Source organism: Paenibacillus sp. Y660, from assembly GCF_057221575.1.
This window is the reverse complement of sequence record NZ_JBXBBJ010000001.1, coordinates 532,987-553,003: the sequence shown is the minus strand read 5'-3', so window position 1 is coordinate 553,003 and position 20,017 is coordinate 532,987. Positions and strand designations below refer to the sequence as shown.

Genomic DNA, 20,017 nt, shown 5'->3' with positions numbered 1-20,017 from the left:
CTTAACCTGCCTCTCCGCGAAGGACATAGCCGGTGCCGCGAACTGTCTGGATGAGTCGGTTTCTGCCTCCGTCCTCTACCTTCTGGCGCAGCATCGCGATGTACACCTCCAGCACATTCGATTCTCCGCTGAAGTCATAGCCCCATATTTTCTCCATTATTGCATCGCGCGTGAGCACGCGGCGCGGGTTCTGCATGAACAGCAGCAGCAAATCGTATTCCTTGGATGTGAGCTCAATCCGGCGTCCCGAGCGTACCGCTTCCCTCGCATCCATATCCAAAATTAGATCCTCATAGAGCAGTTGATTGCTAGATTGCTCGATCTTATCGGATTTGCGGCGCAATAAAGCGCGGGCTCTGGCCAAAAGCTCCTCAAGCGCAAATGGCTTGACCAAATAGTCATCAGCGCCAAGATCAAGACCCTTCACTCGATCGATCACGTCATCCTTCGCCGTAAGCATCATAATCGGCACCGTGCTTCCGCTCTCGCGCACGCGTCGGCAAACCTCCCAGCCATCAACCTGCGGCATCATCACATCAAGAATAAGCAAATCCGGCTCCGTCTTAAGCAGCACCTTCAGCCCATCCATGCCATTAGCTGCCGTCGTAACCTCATAGCCTTCAAACGCAAGACTTCTGCGGAGCAAAGAAATAATTTTATCATCGTCATCTACAACTACAATATGCTGTCTCATCTGCTTGTTCCCCCTCTATTTGCAGCAAAAAGCACAGAGCATGCTGACTCTCTGCGCTTTTTGTTTCTGTCCATGGCTTAATCTTTATTGAGCGCCAAACGTATTTTTATCGCCAATCACAACTTGAAGATCCATTTTGCTGCCTTTGCGAACGATATTCAGCTCGATTTTGTCGCCGACTTTCTGCTTTTGGATCGCTGCAATAAGAGCCTGCGTATTCGAATAGGACTTGCCGTTAATGCCTACAATTACGTCAAACTGCTGCAGCTCTGCCAAATAAGCAGGAGAATTGTAGTATACATTGCGAACGATAGAGCCTTGGACTTTGTCCATGCCAAGCTGTTTGGCTATGTCGGCAGTTACATCCTGAAGCTCAGCTCCGATGTAAGGAACAGCCGGTTTAGGAATTTCTTTATTGTTTTTTAAATTTTCCAGCACTTCCTGAATGGTGCTTGTCGGAATCGCAAAGCCGATGCCTTGCGCTTGCGAGCTTACTGCCGTATTGATGCCCACTACCTCGCCGTTTACATTCAGAAGCGGACCGCCTGAGTTGCCGGGGTTGATGGAAGCATCCGTTTGCAGCAAATGCTTATATTTGCGCTCGCCCTGCGCATCTTGAATATCGATCGGACGCTCTTTTGCGCTCAGTACGCCTACCGTTACCGTATGGTCAAAGCCATAAGGATTACCGATCGCTACTACCCAGTCGCCAATATTGATATGGTCAGAGTTGCCTAGCGGAAGCGTTGGAAACGCTTTGCCGCCCGTAACCTTAAGCACCGCCAAGTCCAAATCATAACTGGATCCGAGCAGCTCAGCCGTGAACGGCTTATCATAGCCTTGAACGATGACCTTAATTTGATCCGATTCGCCAACCACATGCTGATTGGTCAGTATATAACCGGTTGAATCGAAGAAAAATCCGGTTCCAATGCCAGATTGCTGCATTTGGCCATCTTCATTTTGCTGTCCTGCGTCAGGCTCAGTTGTTCCTGGGTAGTCATCGCCAAAAAATTGACGGAAGAATGAATCGTCCAGCATGCTGCCGCTGTTGCTCCGTTTTGCTGGATTTACGAACGTTTCGATTTTTACGACAGCCGGGCTCGCCGTTTCAAACAATTGCGCGATGTTATCCGGTCTTGCGGCTACTGTTGCAGCGCCGCCGTTGCTGTTAGCACCAGCAGCAGCCGAGGAGCCCGAGCCGCTCGATTGAGCCGTTGATGCCAAAGCCGGCTCTTTCGTGAACCAGTTGTTAATATCCGATGTATACATTAAAGCCCCGACTAGAATAACGCCTGAAAGAAACGAGGCGAATACGGCTTTAAAGGAGGTGCGGCGCGGCTCCCGAACTTGCCAAGGTCCTTTGGAGGACTGAGGCGAAGGCGTAAAGGAACGGATTTGCGATTGCTGCGGCGCTCTTGGCGTTGATTGCTCAGGCTCCGCTAACGGCTCAAGCTGACGGTCAGTTTGCTTAGCATATGCGGATTCAGAGGCTGAACTGTCTGTATTTCCATATGGCTGATCTTGAATCAGCTTAGGCTTGTCAGCTTCAAAGCTTGAACGGGGCTCGCTGTTATCTTCCTGAGAATTTGCTTTAAACGGTCCATATGAATAGTAATAAGAGGGCTTAGCCGCTTGCTCCTGCGTCTCTCTCGAGATTTCGGGCTCAGCGTTTACCGCGCTATCGTCACTGCCTGCTGCGCCTTGCTCTCCATCGCTTTTGCGAAAAAAATCGTCAAAACCCTTTTTGTTGTTTTGATCGTCCATGTCCGTTCTCCTCCTTGAATCTTTATTCCATCATGCCCCAAAGCTTCATCGTTTGGATACATGTTCATTTGATATAGATCTATCATGCACATTCTACCTTAAAACAAACTTAAAAGGAATTTAAACAGAAATAAAAAAAACGCTCCAAAATGATTTTGGGAACGTTTTTTTTGTTGTACGTCGATTCAAATCATCAGCTTGGAAAAAGCTGCTCAACCTCATGGATCGTTTGCTTGGCACGGTCTATCCAATGCGATTCCACATCGGCATCGGGATTGGACGGCGATTGGAACTGATCAAACAGCGCACCTACTACACGTACGGAAGCTTCAGGATCATTTCCTTCCCGGTACAGATGCTTAAGCACATAAGGAGTACCCAGCTTTATTGTCGCATCATTATCTTCTTCTACACTATCGATATTACCGACCACTACCTCAAAAGGGATTCGAAGCCATACTTTATGGTCTTCATCAAGCGAGCGGTCAAAGGACCCGCCATCGTATTCCCAGTTGCCGCCAAGCGTGAATTGCTGCTTCTCCAGCAGATGCTTCGTCTCAATAAAATGCTGCTCCCGCGACTCTAGCACGGATGAAATGGGGATCATGAGGCTGCTCCTTTTCACTAGCTTTTTTCTATATTTGCTAGTAGGTAGTATACCCGGCCCTTAGTTCCTTTATGTGCGATTAGCCCAGCCTTTGCGATGAGCAAGAACCGCAAGCTGCGTCCGATCATCAAGCTCGCATTTCATTAGCAAGTTGCTGACATGCGTTTTTACCGTTTTTACGCTAATGTGCAGCTCTTCTGCAATCTCTTTGTTGGATTGGCCATCGGCAATAAGCAGCAGCACCTCTTTCTCCCGCTCCGTCAAGCCCTCATCGCCAGATTGAGCCGTCCGCTGCCGCAAGCCTCTCGTCAAGGCTTGGGATACATCGGCGGTCATGACCGGCATGCCCTTGAAAGCTCCGCTTATCGCATAAATAAGCTCCTCTGCCGAGACCGTCTTAAGCACATAACTTACCGCTCCTGCTTCAATCGCCCCGTAAACCTTGTCATCCTCAAGGAAGCTGGTCAGCATTACGATTTTCATTTCCGGAAATTTAGAAATAATGGCTCTTGTCGCTTCGATCCCGTCCATGCCCGGCATCATAAGATCCATTAATATAATTTGAGGCCGCTTCTCTTCCGTGCTTGCCGTCAGCAAGTCAATTGCAGCCTGTCCGTTGCTCGCTTCTGCAATAACATGAAATTTCGGCTCCAGCATCAAATACGTACGAAGGCCCGTTCTCACCATATCGTGGTCATCCACAATCATAATTTTTATAAGCTCAGATCCGCTCATGATTCCTGCTCTCCCCGCAACATTTTAGGTATCGTAACCTTTACTCTCGTACCGCCTCCGGGCTTGCTCCAAATCTCCGCCGCACCGCCAAGTTTTTGCGCCCGCTCCTGCATCGTTGATAGCCCATAGGAGCCTCTTTTCACCTCATCCGCCTTGAATCCTACCCCGTCATCCTGCAAAATCATAACAACCTGCCGTTCATTATCCGCAAGTGTAAGCGTACAGCCTGTTGCTCCGGCATGCTTCACAATATTAGCCATCGCTTCCTGGGCGATAAGAAACAATTGATGCTCCTTCGCCTCGGACAAATGCTCCTTCAGCCGCCATTCCAGCTCGCCCTGCAAATTATTTTGCCTGCAATAATCCGGGAACCATTTATCAAGCGCTTCATATAAGGTACGTCCCTCAAGCTCCATCGGCCGCAGCTGCGCGATAAAGTTGCGCATTTGCTTTTGAGCTGAATTAGACATATTAACAAGCTGCTCCAGCACCGAATCGGCGCGCTCCCGATCCACCTGCTGCAGCTTCGGCAGCGAAGAGGCGCACATATGAATCGCAAACAGCTGCTGGCTTACCGTATCATGCAAATCACGCGCCATCCGCTTGCGCTCTTCAAGAACCGCCGCTTCATTTGAAGCCGATTCAGTCATCACATACTCTTCTCCGCGCATTTGCAGCCATTTCATCTTCTCTTCCATTTGCTCAGCAAGCTCATTGAATTCACGGTACACTTCAATGAAGGAGTTATGTCCGCCTTCCGTTATGCGCACGCCAAAGTTGCCGTTGGAGGCTTGCTTCAACGACAAATGAAGCGTATCGATTCGTCGTCCGATGCGCTGTGCGGCCCAATAGCCGAAGGCTGCGCTCACAAGCAGGAAAACGGCCGCTGCACCAAGGCGCGCTTCCGTCGTTCCCGTTTCATCCACTAAGCCAATCCAAGTCACCGCTCCAAGCACCAGCGATACGACAGCTGCAATGACGAACATTCCGATGAGCTCCCACTTTCCGCTCCTCAAAAACCGAACCATCATAACAGGCTACCCCACCTTCGTGACGCGGACATCGCCGATAAATGTGCTGACGATCAGCTTTATTTTTTTGTCTGACTCTTTGTAGGAAGGCGATTGAATGTTGATGTTCGTAAACAAGCCGCCTTCTTTCTGGCCCAAAATCTTCACGTCGCCGATAAAGGCGCTTGATACGACCTGCACGCCTACCTCATAGTCGTTCGGCACGTAAACCTTCACATCGCCTATAAAGGAAGAGATATGAATTTTCGTTTCGCCATTTGATACTTGGGCCTTCGTTAAATCAAGCACCGTATCGCCAATGAAATGCGAGATGTTAAGCGGCTTTAAATCCCAATAATCATGGCCGATGTGAATGTCGCCGATAAATCCGGAACGAGTCTGTACATTCGAGTCGCCGTGATTCCACCACTCCACATGCTCTTTATGATTTCGTTTCCACTCCTGCGCATTCCTTTTGAGCTCCGATTTATGATGATGCTTCCATTCCTTGTACTCCTTCTTGCTTGTGGAATAGCTTTCAAATGGAATGTCGCCAGAATCCGCTTGCTTCTCTTCCTGAGCATGAATATCATGCGTGTCAAGGTGCGTCTTCGTTGGATCTGGATGCAGAGGCGGCGCCGGAGGCACAGATGCTTGATCCTGATAAGGCCGATACGATTTCCAGTCATCCTCTGGCGGCTCATTTCGTTTTGACTTTGGTTTCCATATTAAATTGATGCCGACTAAAATGACTACAACTGGCCAAATATAAGGAACGATGTCGCCAATCGACCAAGAGAACCATTCCAGATTGCGTCCCAAAAATATAAATCCAATCAGCAGCACCAAAGCTCCCCACCAGCTTGATCCGGAACCATGCGCCCGGCTGGATAGCAAGCCCCTAATGCCGACTATAATGAGAATAACTGGCCAATAGGTAGAAAATAAATCACCAAAATCAAAGGTCACATGACCCGTTTGCCTGAGCAAAAACAATACGCCAATTACAATAATGACTAATCCGGTAAATAACCGGTTTGCGAAATTTCCGTTCAACGGTACCAGCTCCTTACGATTCCATCGTCGTTTGATATTTCTAGTATAACGGACAGCATCCAATAGAAAAAGGGACGGCCGATTGAAATCGCTATCCGTCTCTAGACCGAGCTTTTGTTGATTCTATCCAGTTTAAACCTGACATGCGTTATGAAACATCACGTACAGCGTTGACATTGCTCACTTCTATTAATGATAATGATAAACGGTTAGGATGATAGAGATATCAAACATGACTATAAGGAACGGGAGATGAAGCAATTGACGTTATCGAACTGTCAAAAGGACTGGATATGATCTGGGTCGTTTTGACAGCAGCCATGATTTTGCTCATGGAGGGCGGATACGCAAAAAGAAAAGAGGAACCACATGGGTTCCTCATTTCTTCCTCGTTATTGCATGGCAAAAAATATTACTTCTCAGCTTTTTGTTGAGCTGTGTTGTTTGCCGCTTGTTTGCCAGCAGCATTGTTTTGGTTTAACTCTTCAGCGAACTCTGCATTGTATTGATTATTTTGGGCTTTGTTGTTTTTGTTTTTAGCCATTGTAGTCACCTCCCCGTTTCATTGATAGTATGGCATTTCGGCTCCTTATTATACGGGGTTTTACGATTCCAAATACGTCTGCGGTATTGGTTTTCCGGCTTCGATTGCCAGGTTTATTTTGTTCAGCCAAGCCTGTGAAAGCTTGCCTGTTCCTCTCCGCAGCACCTCTACGTGTACCGTTCGCTTGCCCCATTGCTCGTATACCTGCTTGATCGTTTCAAAATATAAGTCGATGCGCTTTCCCTTTATAGCTGAGCCTGTATCAGCCACCACGCCATAGCCATAACCGGGAATATAGAGCAAGGTTCCGATTGGAAAAAGCCTCGTATCAGCAGCTATCGTAGACACTTGATCCCTACGCACCTTTACGCCCGAATACGTAATGCCATATTGCGGATGTCCTGGACGTTTGCCCGTTGATTCGACACCAGCTGTATAACCAGTGGCCACAACTTCGACCGTGTTCGGTTTCATTTTCTTTGATGGGCTGGCTGCAGCAGCTTGCTGTGGCGATGACGCCTCAGCCGATGCTGAGCATCTAGCTGTATTTAAACCGATTACGATAACTGACAGAAACAACAATAAGGTTAATCCTTTTTTCATATAAAAAAAGCTTGTTACCATCTGGGCTACTTCCTCCTCAGAAGAATAATGCCCCGATGGCACAAGCTTTATGCACCATTTATTATTGTTCTTTATCTGCGATTTGCTTTTGCAGCTGTGCAATCAGCTCTGCAACAGGCATAGAACCTAGATCGCCTTCACCGCGTTTGCGCACGGAAACCGCCTCCGCTTGCATTTCATTCTCGCCAACGACGAGCATGTATGGCGCTTTTTCAAGCTGCGCCTCGCGGATCTTGTAACCAAGCTTCTCATTACGCAGATCGCTTTCTACACGAACGCCGCTTGCTTGCAGCTGCTCAGCCACCTTGCGTGCGTAGCCCTCATAAGCAGTCGATACCGGAATGACCTTCGCTTGAACCGGCGACAGCCATAGCGGCAGGGCACCTGCAAAGTTTTCAAGCAAGAACGCAGTCATTCTCTCCATCGTGCTAATGATCCCGCGGTGAATAACGACCGGACGATGCTTTTTGCCATCCTCGCCGACATATTCAAGCTCGAAGCGCTCAGGAAGCAGGAAATCAAGCTGTGCAGTAGACAGCGTCTCTTCTTTGCCTAGCGCTGTTTTGATTTGCACGTCAAGCTTAGGACCGTAGAAAGCAGCCTCGCCTTCAGCCTCGAAGAACGGAAGCTCAAGCTCCTCAACTACCTCGCGCAGCATACGCTGCGACATTTCCCACATTTCATCGTTTTGGAAATATTTCTCTGTGTCCTTAGGGTCGCGGTACGACAAACGGAAACGGTAATCCTTGATGCCAAAATCCTCATATACCTTGCGAATCAAATTAACGACGCGTGCGAATTCTTCTTTAATTTGATCTGGGCGACAGAAGATGTGAGCATCATTCAGCGTCATCGCGCGTACGCGGTGCAAACCAGTGAGCGCGCCAGACATCTCATAGCGGTGCATCGTGCCAAGCTCGGCAATCCGAACCGGAAGGTCGCGATAGCTGCGCATATCGCTCTTGAACACCATCATATGATGCGGACAGTTCATTGGGCGCAGAACAAGCTCCTCGTTGTCCATAATCATTTTCGGGAACATGTCCTCGCTATAGTGCTCCCAGTGGCCAGAGGTTTTGTAAAGCTCTACATTGGCAAGCACCGGCGTGTATACATGCTCGTAGCCCAGTCTTTCCTCAAGATCGACGATATAACGCTCCATCGTTCTGCGAAGCTTCGCGCCATTTGGAAGCCACAGCGGCAAGCCTTGGCCAACCTCACGCGAGAATGTGAACATTTTCAGCTCGCGGCCGAGCTTGCGGTGATCGCGCTTCTTCGCTTCCTCCAAGAAATGAAGATGCTCATCCAGCTGCGCTTTTTTCGGGAATGCTGTTCCGTAAATCCGCTGCAGCATTTTGTTTTTAGAATCGCCGCGCCAGTATGCGCCAGCTACGCTAAGCAGCTTAAAGGCTTTAATACGGCCTGTTGACGGAAGATGCGGTCCGCGGCATAGATCAAAAAACTCACCTTGGTCATACATCGTAATGACGGAATCAGCAGGCAAATCACGAATAAGCTCAAGCTTTAGATTGTCATCCAGCTCAGTGAAAATCGCCAATGCTTCGTCTCTGCTTACGATGCGGCGACGAATATCCAGGTTTTGCTGAACGATCTTCTCCATTTCCTTCTCGATCTTCACAAGATCCTCAGGCGTCAAGGACTGCTCCATATCGATATCGTAGTAGAAGCCGTCCTCGATCACAGGACCGATTCCAAGCTTCACATCTTTATTTCCGTATATGCGTTTGATTGCTTGTGCGAGCAAGTGAGCTGTACTGTGGCGATATACCTCAAGGCCGTCCGCCGATTCAACCGTAACGATCTCAACTGCCGCATCCGCCTCGATCGGCGTGTAGACATCGACAACCTTGCCGTCGATTTTACCAGCAATCGCATTTTTTCTTAGTCCCGAGCTAATCGAGCCCGCTACTTCTTCAATAGTAGTGCCAGCAGCATATTCTCTTACCGCGCCGTCCGGCAAAGTAACTTGAATGGCCATTTCGTTCATCCTCCAGTTTGTCTGTAAGCAATCGCTTCATTTTGTTAAATTCCAAGCAAAAAAGAGCACAAAAAAAGCACGCATCCCTAAAAAAGGGACGAGTGCTTGTGTGCTCGTGGTTCCACCCTACTTCAACTGCCAGCACAACCAACGTACGGCTTGCAGTCCTCGTATCATCTGATAACGGAGATTTCCGGTACGACTTACTGCTATAGTAGCATAGCTCCATGATGAGCAGCAATAGGTTAGGCCATACAGCTAAAAAGGGGTACATCTGCCGACATTATGGAAGGAAATTGCAGCCAAGTTTCCTCTCTCTGAGCCAAACATCGTGAGCAGATACATGTCTTTATCATTGCCGATTAGAACGTATATGACTGTCATTATAGCTTGACTTTCACGATTGGTCAAGGCTATAGCATCAATTGAAATATTTTCCTACGGCTGAATGAGCTCATCAAGGCTGCTGCTGCACGATGCACATTGCACGCATACCGTGACCCGTTGGTCAAATATCGTTTCGATCGTTCGAATGACCTGCATATCAGGCTGCCTCGTATGAATCGTAATATGCTTTGGCGATACAGAAATCAACGAGCTGATAACCATATCCTCGATGTTCATTTCGGTTTCAAGCATTTCCGCTACGATCCGATCAGTTGGCGGATTCGGGTCAAGCGGTTGAAAGCTGTCGTCATAGAGAATGAAGTCATGCCCGCCCTTATGCAGCAAATGAACCATCGGCAGCTTCGTATCCTGAAGAAAAACAAAATATTTTAACAGGGATATAAACTCCTGATATTGTTTGTCGAGTACATATTCGTCTAATGCATATTCAACTACCTCAGCTAATTCCTTTCGATAGGGCTTTAACCGAAAGGTTGTAAAGCCAGCCACGTTAAGCTGCGTATTCTCCTGCAAAAATTGCTCTATCTCAGTCGTTACTTTGCCTTTGCGCCTTAACCGATCTGCATCTAGAAATTTAGTACCAAGGCTATCCCATTCTTTGCCGTGCAGAAGATCATGACAATATCGCTCAAGCGCAGCAGCATCGGCCAAATGGCTATTTCGATACTTTCTGCGAATAATAGTTGACAGCATGCTTGGCTCGAGCTCGCTTACCACAAATTCTGCAATAGCTTTCGCCGCAGCATTATAGACAACAGAGCCATGCTCCTTAAGTTGAAAATGTGGCATTCTCGCTAGGCAGCAGACATCCTGCTCAGATATCGGCAGAAATTCAACGATGGCTTGCCGCCCTTCTTTTGAGCCAATATGTAAATCGTCGAGCACTTGTTCCTTCAACAAATTCGTCAGTTTATTCATCGACTTCTGGAGGCTTGTTGGCAAAGAAATCGTAAATAGCTCCATAGGCTCACCCCTTTCCTTCCTTATCAGTATATGGTGCCGTGTTCGGGGATATACGATGAAGACATTGGAATGTAAGGGAATCAAGTCTCGATGCAGTAAGGAATAGCATACAAAAAAACGTCTGCCGAAAGCTCCTCTCTGCTGAGAAGAACGATCTGCAGACGCCTTTTATCAAACTTAATTGGAGCTAAAAATTAATTTTGCATTACAAAATCAAGATCAGCTTTGTCTGTTTCATTGTACATTTTTAAAATATTATATTTGGTATCCCGCTGAGCTGGGATTTTGCCGCATTCGCGAATGAGTTGAAGAATGAGTTCAATGTTTACTTTATGTGTCGTGCCTGCTGCTGAAACGACGTTTTCTTCAATCATCGTGCTGCCGAAGTCATTGCAGCCATAAGAAAGCGAAAGTTTGCCCATCTCTGGCCCCATCGTCACCCAAGACGATTGGAAGTTAGGAATGTTATCTAGCATAATGCGGCTAGCTGCAACGATGCGTAGATATTCCTCCGGCTTTGCCTTCTCCAGCTTAAGATTCGTATTATCAGGCTGGAACGGCCAAGAAATGAACGCCAAGAAGCCCGTTGAATCATATTTGTTCGCAATGCATTCATCCTGAGCGTCGCGGATGCGAAGCATGTGCAGCGCCCGCTCTTCGACCGTCTCGCCAAGTCCATACACCATCGTCGCAGTTGTATTCATGCCATGACGGTGAGCAGACTTCATTACGTCCATCCAATCCGTCCATGAGCCCTTCATGCGGCTGATCTTGCGACGCGTACGGTCATCCAAAATTTCGGCGCCGCCGCCAGGCAAAGAATCGAGCCCCGCTTCGTGAAGCTGTCTGATGACTTCATCGAGTGAAAGACCATCCGAGACAACCTTCATCTTCTGAATTTCAGCAGGTGAGAAGGAGTGCATCGTAATGCCCGGAAATTGCTGTTTGATTTTGCGAAGCAGGTCCAAATAATACGTAAACGGCAAATCCGGATTCGTACCGCCCTGCATCAATATTTCAGTACCGCCAACGTTAATAGTCTCTTGAATTTTTCTCAAAATCGTCTCATCGGGCAGCACATAGCCTTCCTTTGAGCCTGGTGCGCGATAAAACGCACAAAAGCGACAATATACATCACATACATTCGTATAGTTAACATTTCGACCCACAACAAAAGTTGTTATCGGTTCTGGATGATGCTTCAGCATGATCTGATTCGCTACATGTCCCATTTTCTCAATCTGATCTGAAGCAAGCAGCTCCATGCTTTCTTCGAGCGCAATTCGCTCGCCGCGCAATGCTTTATCCAATATATGGTCTAACGTTCCCATTCCGCAAGACCTCCTTAGTTCCGTTCTAGTAGACAACCAATCACTTAATCCTAACATAAATCGATATGCCAAGTCACATGCCGTATGATACCTTCACAGACTGAAATGCGGAAAAACACGGCGTGTCCGTAAGAACAACCGTGTTTTTCTTCCATTTGGTCCTATTTAGGCGCGAAGCGCCTGGTCCAAATCCTCTAATAAATCCTCGATATCCTCTAGTCCGACCGAGTAACGAACCAAACCATCCGTTATCCCGCGAGCATGGCGCACATCCCTTGGCATAGCCGCATGCGACATCATCGCAGGGTAGGATAGAATGCTCTCTACCGCGCCCAAGCTTACGGCTACCAAAGGAATTTGTACCTTGCTCAGCAGCGATTTGGCGCGTTCTCCACTGCCGACATCGAACGATACGACGGCACCGTAGCCAAGCGATTGCTTCTCATGTATTTCTCTGCCCGGATGATTATCTAGGCCAGGATAGTAAACAGCCGTTACTTCCTTATGTTCAGACAGCCATTCAGCAAGTCTCCGCGTGCTCCGCTCGCTATGCTCCATCCGAGCCTTCAGCGTCTTCATGCCGCGCATCAGCAGCCACGATTCCTGCGGGCTTAATACGGTTCCCATGCCGTTTTGAAGCTGCTTCAAGCGTTTGCCTAAACCTTCATTTGCCGTAACCGCGAGACCCGCCAGCACGTCGCTATGGCCGCTCAAAAACTTGGTTGCGCTGTGCAATACGATATCGACGCCCAGCTCGATTGGACGCTGATGATAAGGCGTCATAAACGTATTGTCCAGCATCGTGAGCAGGCCATGCTCTTTCGCCCAAGCAGTCGTCTCTGCTATGTTCGTAATTTTGAGCGTAGGATTCGATGGCGTCTCCATAAATACCGCTTTCGTATTAGGCTTGAGCGCAGCCTTTACCGCTTCGAAATCGGTCATATCTACGAACGTGGATTCAATGCCGAGTCGATCCAAGATCGTCGTAAGCAAGCGATACGTGCCGCCGTAAACATCCTCCGTAACGATGACATGGTCGCCTGCTGATAATAGCAGAAATGTCGTCGAGATCGCAGCCATGCCTGATGCGAATGCGAATCCGCGTGATCCGCCTTCAAGCAAAGCGATATAATCCTCCAACGCTTGGCGTGTAGGGTTGCCGGAGCGGCTGTAATCGTAATCCGGCGGATTGAAAATATCATGATGATGGAACGTTGATGCTTGGAAAATCGGAACGCTTGACGCTCCTGTATGCTCATCTATTTCTGCGCCGAAATGAAGCAGCTTAGTTGCAAAACGGCGATCTTGAGGCTTCACCCTGTTGTTGTCGTTGCTCATCGATTATTGTACCTCCTCGATTTCGCGTTTTGCTGCGGCCAGCGCTTGCTCCAAATCGCCGATCAAATCGTCCGCATGCTCGATGCCGACGGAGAAACGAAGAAGACGGTCGTCGACGCCGATCGCTTGACGAATTTCGAGCGGAATATCCGCGTGGGTCTGAACCGCTGGATAGGTCATTAAGGACTCAACGCCGCCAAGGCTCTCGGCAAAAGCAATAAGCTTAATATGGCGCAAAATCGGCTCTACATAACGGGCATCCTTCAAGCGGAAGGAGAATATACCGGTATTGCCTGATGATTGCTTATTCTGAATTTCATGGCCTGGATGATGCGGCAGCGCCGGATAATAAACATCTTCAACTGCCGGGTGCTCGAGCAAATAATTCGCAATCGTTGTGGCGTTGTACTGATGGCGCTCCATCCGAAGTGCCAGCGTTTTCATGCCTCTCATTAGAAGCCATGAATCCTGCGGTCCAAGCACCGCTCCGATGGAGTTGTGCAAGAATGCCATTTCATCAGAGAGCTCCTTGCCTTTCGTTACGATTAGACCAGCCAGCACGTCATTGTGGCCGCCCAAATATTTGGTCGCGCTATGAATGATAATATCAGCGCCCAGCTCGATCGGACGTTGGAAGAATGGCGTAAGAAGCGTATTATCGACGATGGTGAGCAAGCCTTTGGACTTCGCCCATGCCGCTACTCGCTCGATGTCCGTGATCATCATGAGCGGATTTGTAGGCGTTTCGATCAGAACCGCTTTCGTATTCGGCGTCCATAATGTCGACATCGCATCGATATCATTCGTATCCACATACGAAGCCGTTACGCCGAATCTGGACATAATCCGCTCCAAGAGACGGTATGTGCCTCCGTACAGATCAAGCGAAACGATCAAATGATCGCCTTGGCTGAACAAGGAAAAGATTGTTTGCAGCGCTGCCATGCCGGAGCTGCAGGCAAAAGCCGCATCTCCCGCCTCCAATTGCGCAGCCGCTTCCTCTAGCACAGCTCTTGTCGGGCTTTTGGTGCGCGCATAATCAAATCCTGTGCTCTCGCCGAGCTTAGGGTGGCGGAATGCGGTCGCTTGGTATACTGGAAAGCTTACCGCTCCTGTTACAGGCTCTTTAATCGATCCGATCTGAGCCAAATGACTTTCAATTTTCATCGTATTGTAGCACTCCCTCGTCTATTGTTAAATGCCTGCACCCAAGTCAAAAGGTGTTTGCTGGTATACATAATAGTTAAGCCAATTTGAAAATAACAGATTGGCATGCGCGCGCCAAGTGGAAAGCGGCAAATTAGCCGGATTATCGCCCGGGAAATAGTTTTTAGGTACATCTATCGCAAACCCTTTGGCTTTGTCGCGGTCATATTCATACTTGAGTGATGTCGGGTCGTATTCGGAATGACCCGTAACGAAAATTTGCCTGCCGTCCTTGGATGCGACAAGATATACACCCGAATCCGGCGATTCAGATAATATATCGAGTGACTCAAGCAGCTCAATATCCTCACGGCGAACTTCCGTATGACGCGATTGTGGCACAAAGAACATTTCATCAAAGCCGCGGAGAAGATTAACATTGCGTTTCTCTACCGTGTGCGGGTATACGCCGAAAATTTTATTATCCAAGTTGTATTTCGGAACGTTGTAATGGTGATAGAGTCCCGCCTGCGCCGCCCAACAAATATGGAAGGTTGATGTGACCCGCGAAGCGCTCCAATCCATAATTTCCTTAAGCTCTTCCCAGTAGTTGACTTCCTCAAACGGCAATTGTTCAACCGGCGCGCCCGTAATGATAAGACCGTCATAATATTCATGCGAAATCTCATCGAACGTTTTATAAAAGGATTCCAGATGCTCGGCTGACGTATTTTTGGAAGTATGGGTTCTAGGGTAGAGCAATACGACTTCGACCTGAAGCGGCGTGTTGCCGATAAGCCTTAGCAGCTGCGTTTCTGTCGTTTCCTTGGTTGGCATTAAGTTAAGAATAGCGATACGCAGCGGCCTAATATCTTGTTGAAAGGCGATGCTCTCATCCATAACGAAGATGTTCTCGTTGTTTAAAATTTCTTTTGCCGGTAAGTTGTCTGGTACTTTAATAGGCATGTTTTTCACTCCTCTTTAGGCAGTATGACCGCTTGAACAAGAAAAAGACCCTTTCTGCTGTTGAGAAAAGGTCGTATGCTCAGTAAATAAGCCATCCGCCTCTCTCATCTCTCAGAAAAAAATTCCGCAAGAATTAGCACCGTGCGTATTTAAACGCCGGTTGCCGGGCTTCATCGGGCTAGTCCCTCCGCCTGCTCTTGATAAGAAAGTAGTCTATTCAATTTTTCACGGTATCATTTCAATTTCACTTTAATGCATAATGTCAATCGCGTCAAGAAGCAGCTGGGCATATTCAAAAAATTTAGCTAGAATCTGTCGATTTAATGCTTGAATGTAAAGGTAATGCGGGAGTATACTAGACAAGAATTATTTCATTTATTCCATTAAAAAAGGGGTGCATACGGACATGGAAGGCGATAGACCAAAGCCTGAAAACGATCGAATACGTTTACTGCCGGCCAAGTCCATTTCAGCCGGCAGTTTCCTCTAAGAGAACTAAAAGGAGTGACGCCGGATGAAAATACGTCTCGTTAGCAATGGCATTTTTACAACTATTGATGATATTAATGAAACCCTTACCCCCTCGAAAGAAGGATTTTACTGGATCGATGCTGACGTGGAGGACCTTTCCATTTTGCAGCCGCTATTCAGCATGCATGATCTGGCTGTTGAGGATTGCCTCAGTGAAGAGGAGCAGCGTCCAAAGATCGAGATATACGAGAGCCATTATTTTATCGTGATCAACAGCATTCGATTCGATGATGAAGAGATTTTTCTTAGGGCGCTGAACATTTTTCTTGGCCGCCACTTTATTATAACGGTAACGAAGCAGAAAATTAACGAGCTGCGCTCTTTGAAGCCGGTGTTATGGGAACAAGAGGTTAGCAGTCCCGATTATTTCCTGTACCACCTAGTCGACATGGTTGTCGACAACTACTTCCTCGTCGGCGATCGCATCGATACACGTATCGAAGCGCTGGAAGAGGATATTCTAATGCACACCAAAAAATCGCATCTGAACGAAATCATCGGCTTGCGCGGGGAAATATTGTGGCTCAAGAAGGTGCTTGGACCGCAGCGCGACGTAATCGCTACGCTTAATAAGAAGGATCTTAAGCTTATCGACGACCAACTGCAAAAATATTTTAGCGACATTTACGAAAATGCGTTAAAAATCGCCGAGTCCTTCGATACGTACCGCGATCTAATGGGCAACTTACGAGAAGCTTATCAGTCCAGCGTCTCGAACCGCGCCAATGAAATCATGCGCGTGTTCACCGCGATAACGACTATATTCATGCCACTTACTTTTATAACTGGCATTTATGGAATGAACTTTGATTTTATTCCTGGCCTCCATCTTCAAATGGGCTCGTATATTTTGCTTGGCATCATGCTGCTGCTTGGCATAAGCATGTTTCTCATTTTCCGCAAAAAGGAATGGCTATAAAGAAAGCCTAATTGACAAAAGTTATAAAGGCTGCAACCCGCGTTTGGCGTACTTTGCCTTTTGCGAGCGCAGCCTTTTTTTGCTGTTACTTCTTCTTTCCATTATAATAGTTGGATACGCTCTAAAGCATATATGTATCTTTGAAAGGGGGGATTGACGTGAACATCAACCAGCTTGAAACACTCCTTACGATATCCAAAACGATGAGCTTCCGAAAAGCTGGCGAGCTGCTGAATCTGACACAGCCTGCCGTATCGGCGCAAGTAAAAAGTTTGGAGGATGAGTTCAAGACGGTCCTTATCGATCGTAATCAACCAGTTACTCTAACCGATCATGGACAAGTTTTTTTGGAGCATGCGGAAAAAATCCTTGCGATTGTGGAAGAATTAAAACAGAAGCTGTCCGATTTGAATTTAACGCCTCAAGGCCATATTTTACTCGGAACAACTTCTTCGATTGCGATTCAAATTTTACCGCGCGTAATGTCATATTTTCAAAACCAATTTCCATTAATTAAAACAACCATACATTCCATGCCCTCCTCGCAAGTCATGACCAGCGTCGAGAATGGCTCAGTCGATATCGGAATTACATACCTGACCGAAAAAAACCCTAACGTTACTTCCTCCGTTCTTTATTACGATACGTTTGAGCTTGTCGTGTCCCCCGCGCATCCAATGAGCCGGCTTACACATACTACGGTTGATACATTAAAGGACATCCCGATTATCATGCTTGCACCCGATACGCTTGGCCGCAGATTCCTCGATCAAATTTTCCGAAAATACAACATTCAACCGAATATTGTTATGGAGGTCTCAAGCAGCGAGGAAGTTAAGCGAATGGTTGAGATTAATTTGGGCGTAGCCGTCGTATCGAAGCTTTCGATTTCCAATGAACTGCGGCTCGGCACGCTCAAGATGATTAAGGTGAACGAGCTCGAAACGAGTCATCCTGTCGGGGTCGTCTACAAATCAGGAAGGTATATTAATACGGCGCTGCATCAATTTCTTAGCGATTTAAAGGGCATGCCCGAGCATCAATTCATCAGCAGCGAATAATAGCATGCAACCACAGACAGACGAGGAGAGATTACGATGAAATTCGATTTGCACACCCATCATGTCAGATGCGGACACGCTAATGGTACGATTGAAGATTATATCCTTGCAGGCATAGATGCTGGACTTCAGGTGATCGGCATCTCCGACCATTCGCCTTACTTTTATCACGCGGAGGATCAGCCCTCGCCCGGCATCGCAATGGCTAGAAGCGATTTCGCCAGCTATGTCGAGGAAGTACTGCGTTTGAAGGACAAATATGCAGGCAAAATCGAAGTGCTGCTTGGCATGGAATCGGACTTTTTCTCCGAATATGCAGACAGCTACCGGAAAGCCTACGAAGGCGTGCCTTTCGATTATCTTATCGGTTCTGTGCATCAAGTAGGCGGAGTCAGCATTTTTAATCGAAATCGTTGGAAGCACTTAAATGAGGAGCAGCATATTGCAACAAAAAGAGATTATTATGACTTGATCCAGCAATCAGCCCGCAGCGGGATGTTTGACATATTGGGACATATCGATGCTATGAAGGGGTATTATCCTGCGTTCTCCGACATTCCAGCGCATGCAGAGATCGATGATGCACTGAAGACGATTGCTGAATGCGGCGTATCCATCGAAATCAATACGTCTGGCGGCACCAAGGATGTTGGCGGCTGGTATCCATCGGATGCGATTTTGGAACGTGCGCTTTACTTTGGCGTGAACGTAACTTTTGGATCGGATGCCCATGTGCCGAGCAGAGTCGGCGATGAATGGGAGCTTGTGCAAAAGAGGCTGAAGGAAATTGGGTTCTCGCAGTGGGTTTTTTATCGCAAGCGTCAGCAGGTTATCGTACCGTTATAAATACATCCATAGACAAAAAAAGGGGACCTGCACGCTGCAGGTCCGAAAGGATATATTAAAAAGGGGGTCTTGTTTATTATAATAGCCCATTAATGTGATGAGACGATAACAGAACTATTTCATTTGTGTAACAAATTTGAGGGGTTGAACATCGATGTGGCTTATTACAGCCATAAGCAGCGCAATCTTGTTTGGACTAGCAGGCTGGTGGATGAAAGTATCGCAAATGCGCGGAGGTTCAACGAGAGCGCTGCTGCTTGGGCTATATGCGTCGGGAACGGTCGGCTTTGGCGTACATTCGGCGGTTGAGGGTACGTTTGCTTTCCTTGCCGAGCCGAAGGTATGGATTGCAGGCATCATTATCGGTGCAGGCTCAGCATGGGGCAACGCCTTATTTATGAAAGCCTTGTTTTACGGCCCAGCAAGCTTAACCTCCCCGCTTACGAATATGAACATCATCTTGGTCATCGCTTTAGGGACATGGTGGTATAAGGAGCCGCTAAGCGCCTCAGAGGCGATCGGCATTGCACTGCTTCTGCTCGCCGTACTGTTTATTGCCCACAAACGGAAGGAACCGCTCACCATAACGGAAAAAAGATGGTTCATTCTCGTCGGGACGGCTATCGTGATGTTCGCGCTGCGAAATGGCGGCTTGAAGGTAACGGACGAGCTGGGAGTGCCTAGTGCCCCCATCCTGTTTATCGCCTATTTCCTCTCGCTTTGCTGGTTTCTTATTCCGGCCAAAGCAGACGCTGTCCGCTCGGCTAAGCGTACCGGACTATATTACGGGATCATTGCCGGACTATTCTCATACGGCGGCCTACAGCTGTATGCGACGGCTCTTGCCACAGGTCAGGCAAATTTGGCCGCACCAATCTTTGCAACGAACAGTCTCGTCGTAGCAGCTGGCGCAATTCTAGTTTACAAAGAGAAGCTTACTATCGTGCAGTGGACGGCCTTTGCCTGTATGATTCTAGGGCTGATCATTATTCGGGTATAAGGGCAAAAAAGCTTGTGTTTCCAATACCTAACTTTTGTATAGTAAATATAAAATTCTCTAAAATACACGTATTCCCACTGAAATGAACTTACTTTTAGTTTGTTCATATGCTACAATAGTATTACAAAAAGCGGGGTGATACGGTTGGATTATTCGACAATGTGCCCAAAGTATGAAGCCGCAGCCGACATTTTAGGTAAGAAATGGACGGGCAGAATTATTAGGGTATTGCTCGGAGGACCAAAAAGGTTCAAAGAGATTAAAGAACAAATTCCCGAAATGAGCGACAAAATGCTAACGGACCGGATGAAAGAGCTTGAAACAATAACCATTATTAAACGCCAAGTCTACCCTGAAATGCCCGTACGTATCGAGTACGAGCTAACCGGCAAAGGACGGGAGCTTGAACCAGTCATTGAGTCCATTCAAAAATGGGGCGAACAATGGATGTAAGACGAGAAACCGCTGAGGC

19 protein-coding genes and 1 riboswitch are annotated in these 20,017 nt (G+C 47.6%); of the genes, 5 read left to right on the top strand and 14 right to left on the bottom strand.

Annotation, left to right across the window (positions count from 1 at the left end; all coding sequences use genetic code 11):
* Position 1: 1 nt before the first annotated feature.
* The 14 genes from AC2TDN_RS02535 to metA all read right to left on the bottom strand — a co-directional run bounded on the left by AC2TDN_RS02535 (position 2) and on the right by metA (position 15,188).
* Positions 2-694 carry a response regulator transcription factor gene (locus AC2TDN_RS02535; RefSeq protein ID WP_482064875.1) on the bottom strand — a complete coding sequence of 231 codons (693 nt, stop codon included), beginning with the start codon at positions 692-694 and terminating at the stop codon, positions 2-4.
* A gap of 84 nt (positions 695-778) precedes the next feature.
* Positions 779-2,461: a S1C family serine protease gene (locus AC2TDN_RS02530; RefSeq protein ID WP_484686913.1), complete on the bottom strand. Its 1,683-nt coding sequence runs from the start codon at positions 2,459-2,461 to the stop codon at positions 779-781.
* Between the two features lie 193 nt (positions 2,462-2,654).
* A complete protein-coding gene (locus AC2TDN_RS02525; protein ID WP_482064877.1) occupies positions 2,655-3,068 on the bottom strand; it encodes a YugN family protein in 414 nt (137 codons plus the stop codon).
* 69 nt (positions 3,069-3,137) lie between these two features.
* Complete coding sequence (locus AC2TDN_RS02520) at positions 3,138-3,803, bottom strand: response regulator (RefSeq protein WP_484686912.1); 666 nt, start codon at positions 3,801-3,803, stop codon at positions 3,138-3,140.
* Positions 3,800-4,834 carry a sensor histidine kinase gene (locus AC2TDN_RS02515; RefSeq protein WP_484686911.1) on the bottom strand — a complete coding sequence of 345 codons (1,035 nt, stop codon included), beginning with the start codon at positions 4,832-4,834 and terminating at the stop codon, positions 3,800-3,802. The genes AC2TDN_RS02520 and AC2TDN_RS02515 overlap by 4 nt, the downstream gene beginning before the upstream one ends.
* A 6-nt stretch (positions 4,835-4,840) precedes the next feature.
* Positions 4,841-5,869 carry a cell wall-active antibiotics response protein LiaF gene (gene liaF / locus AC2TDN_RS02510; protein WP_482064880.1) on the bottom strand — a complete coding sequence of 343 codons (1,029 nt, stop codon included), beginning with the start codon at positions 5,867-5,869 and terminating at the stop codon, positions 4,841-4,843.
* 412 nt (positions 5,870-6,281) lie between these two features.
* A complete protein-coding gene (locus tag AC2TDN_RS02505) occupies positions 6,282-6,413 on the bottom strand; it encodes a hypothetical protein (protein ID WP_482064881.1) in 132 nt (43 codons plus the stop codon).
* A 60-nt stretch (positions 6,414-6,473) separates the two neighbouring features.
* Positions 6,474-7,037: a 3D domain-containing protein gene (locus AC2TDN_RS02500; protein ID WP_482064882.1), complete on the bottom strand. Its 564-nt coding sequence runs from the start codon at positions 7,035-7,037 to the stop codon at positions 6,474-6,476.
* A 61-nt stretch (positions 7,038-7,098) separates the two neighbouring features.
* Entirely contained in the window at positions 7,099-9,036 is a 1,938-nt protein-coding gene (thrS, locus tag AC2TDN_RS02495) for a threonine--tRNA ligase (protein ID WP_484686910.1), read from the bottom strand.
* Between the two features lie 438 nt (positions 9,037-9,474).
* On the bottom strand, positions 9,475-10,407 hold the full coding sequence (locus tag AC2TDN_RS02490) for a putative sporulation protein YtxC (protein ID WP_484686909.1): 933 nt from the start codon (positions 10,405-10,407) through the stop codon (positions 9,475-9,477).
* A gap of 194 nt (positions 10,408-10,601) precedes the next feature.
* Positions 10,602-11,738: a cyclic dehypoxanthinyl futalosine synthase gene (mqnC, locus tag AC2TDN_RS02485; protein ID WP_482064885.1), complete on the bottom strand. Its 1,137-nt coding sequence runs from the start codon at positions 11,736-11,738 to the stop codon at positions 10,602-10,604.
* Between the two features lie 165 nt (positions 11,739-11,903).
* Complete coding sequence (locus AC2TDN_RS02480; protein ID WP_484686908.1) at positions 11,904-13,076, bottom strand: trans-sulfuration enzyme family protein; 1,173 nt, start codon at positions 13,074-13,076, stop codon at positions 11,904-11,906.
* A 3-nt stretch (positions 13,077-13,079) separates the two neighbouring features.
* Positions 13,080-14,243, bottom strand: coding sequence for a PLP-dependent transferase (locus AC2TDN_RS02475; RefSeq protein ID WP_484686907.1), 1,164 nt, complete (start codon positions 14,241-14,243; stop codon positions 13,080-13,082).
* 27 nt (positions 14,244-14,270) lie between these two features.
* The gene (gene metA, locus AC2TDN_RS02470) at positions 14,271-15,188 is read right to left on the bottom strand and encodes a homoserine O-acetyltransferase MetA (protein WP_482064888.1); all 918 of its coding nucleotides are present in this window, start codon (positions 15,186-15,188) and stop codon (positions 14,271-14,273) included.
* Between the two features lie 101 nt (positions 15,189-15,289).
* A riboswitch (SAM riboswitch) is annotated at positions 15,290-15,395 on the bottom strand.
* Positions 15,396-15,702: 307 nt separating this feature from the next.
* Between metA and corA the strand changes: the two genes are divergently transcribed.
* The 5 genes from corA to AC2TDN_RS02445 all read left to right on the top strand — a co-directional run bounded on the left by corA (position 15,703) and on the right by AC2TDN_RS02445 (position 19,998).
* Complete coding sequence (corA, locus tag AC2TDN_RS02465; RefSeq protein WP_484686906.1) at positions 15,703-16,638, top strand: magnesium/cobalt transporter CorA; 936 nt, start codon at positions 15,703-15,705, stop codon at positions 16,636-16,638.
* A gap of 158 nt (positions 16,639-16,796) precedes the next feature.
* Positions 16,797-17,699 (top strand): LysR family transcriptional regulator, encoded by a 903-nt coding sequence (locus tag AC2TDN_RS02460; RefSeq protein ID WP_482064890.1) that lies wholly within the window; start codon positions 16,797-16,799, stop codon positions 17,697-17,699.
* A gap of 36 nt (positions 17,700-17,735) precedes the next feature.
* Positions 17,736-18,545 carry a histidinol-phosphatase gene (locus AC2TDN_RS02455; protein ID WP_482064891.1) on the top strand — a complete coding sequence of 270 codons (810 nt, stop codon included), beginning with the start codon at positions 17,736-17,738 and terminating at the stop codon, positions 18,543-18,545.
* Between the two features lie 154 nt (positions 18,546-18,699).
* Positions 18,700-19,545, top strand: coding sequence for an EamA family transporter (locus tag AC2TDN_RS02450; protein WP_484686905.1), 846 nt, complete (start codon positions 18,700-18,702; stop codon positions 19,543-19,545).
* Positions 19,546-19,689: 144 nt separating this feature from the next.
* Entirely contained in the window at positions 19,690-19,998 is a 309-nt protein-coding gene (locus AC2TDN_RS02445) for a winged helix-turn-helix transcriptional regulator (RefSeq protein ID WP_053371996.1), read from the top strand.
* Positions 19,999-20,017 lie beyond the last annotated feature (19 nt).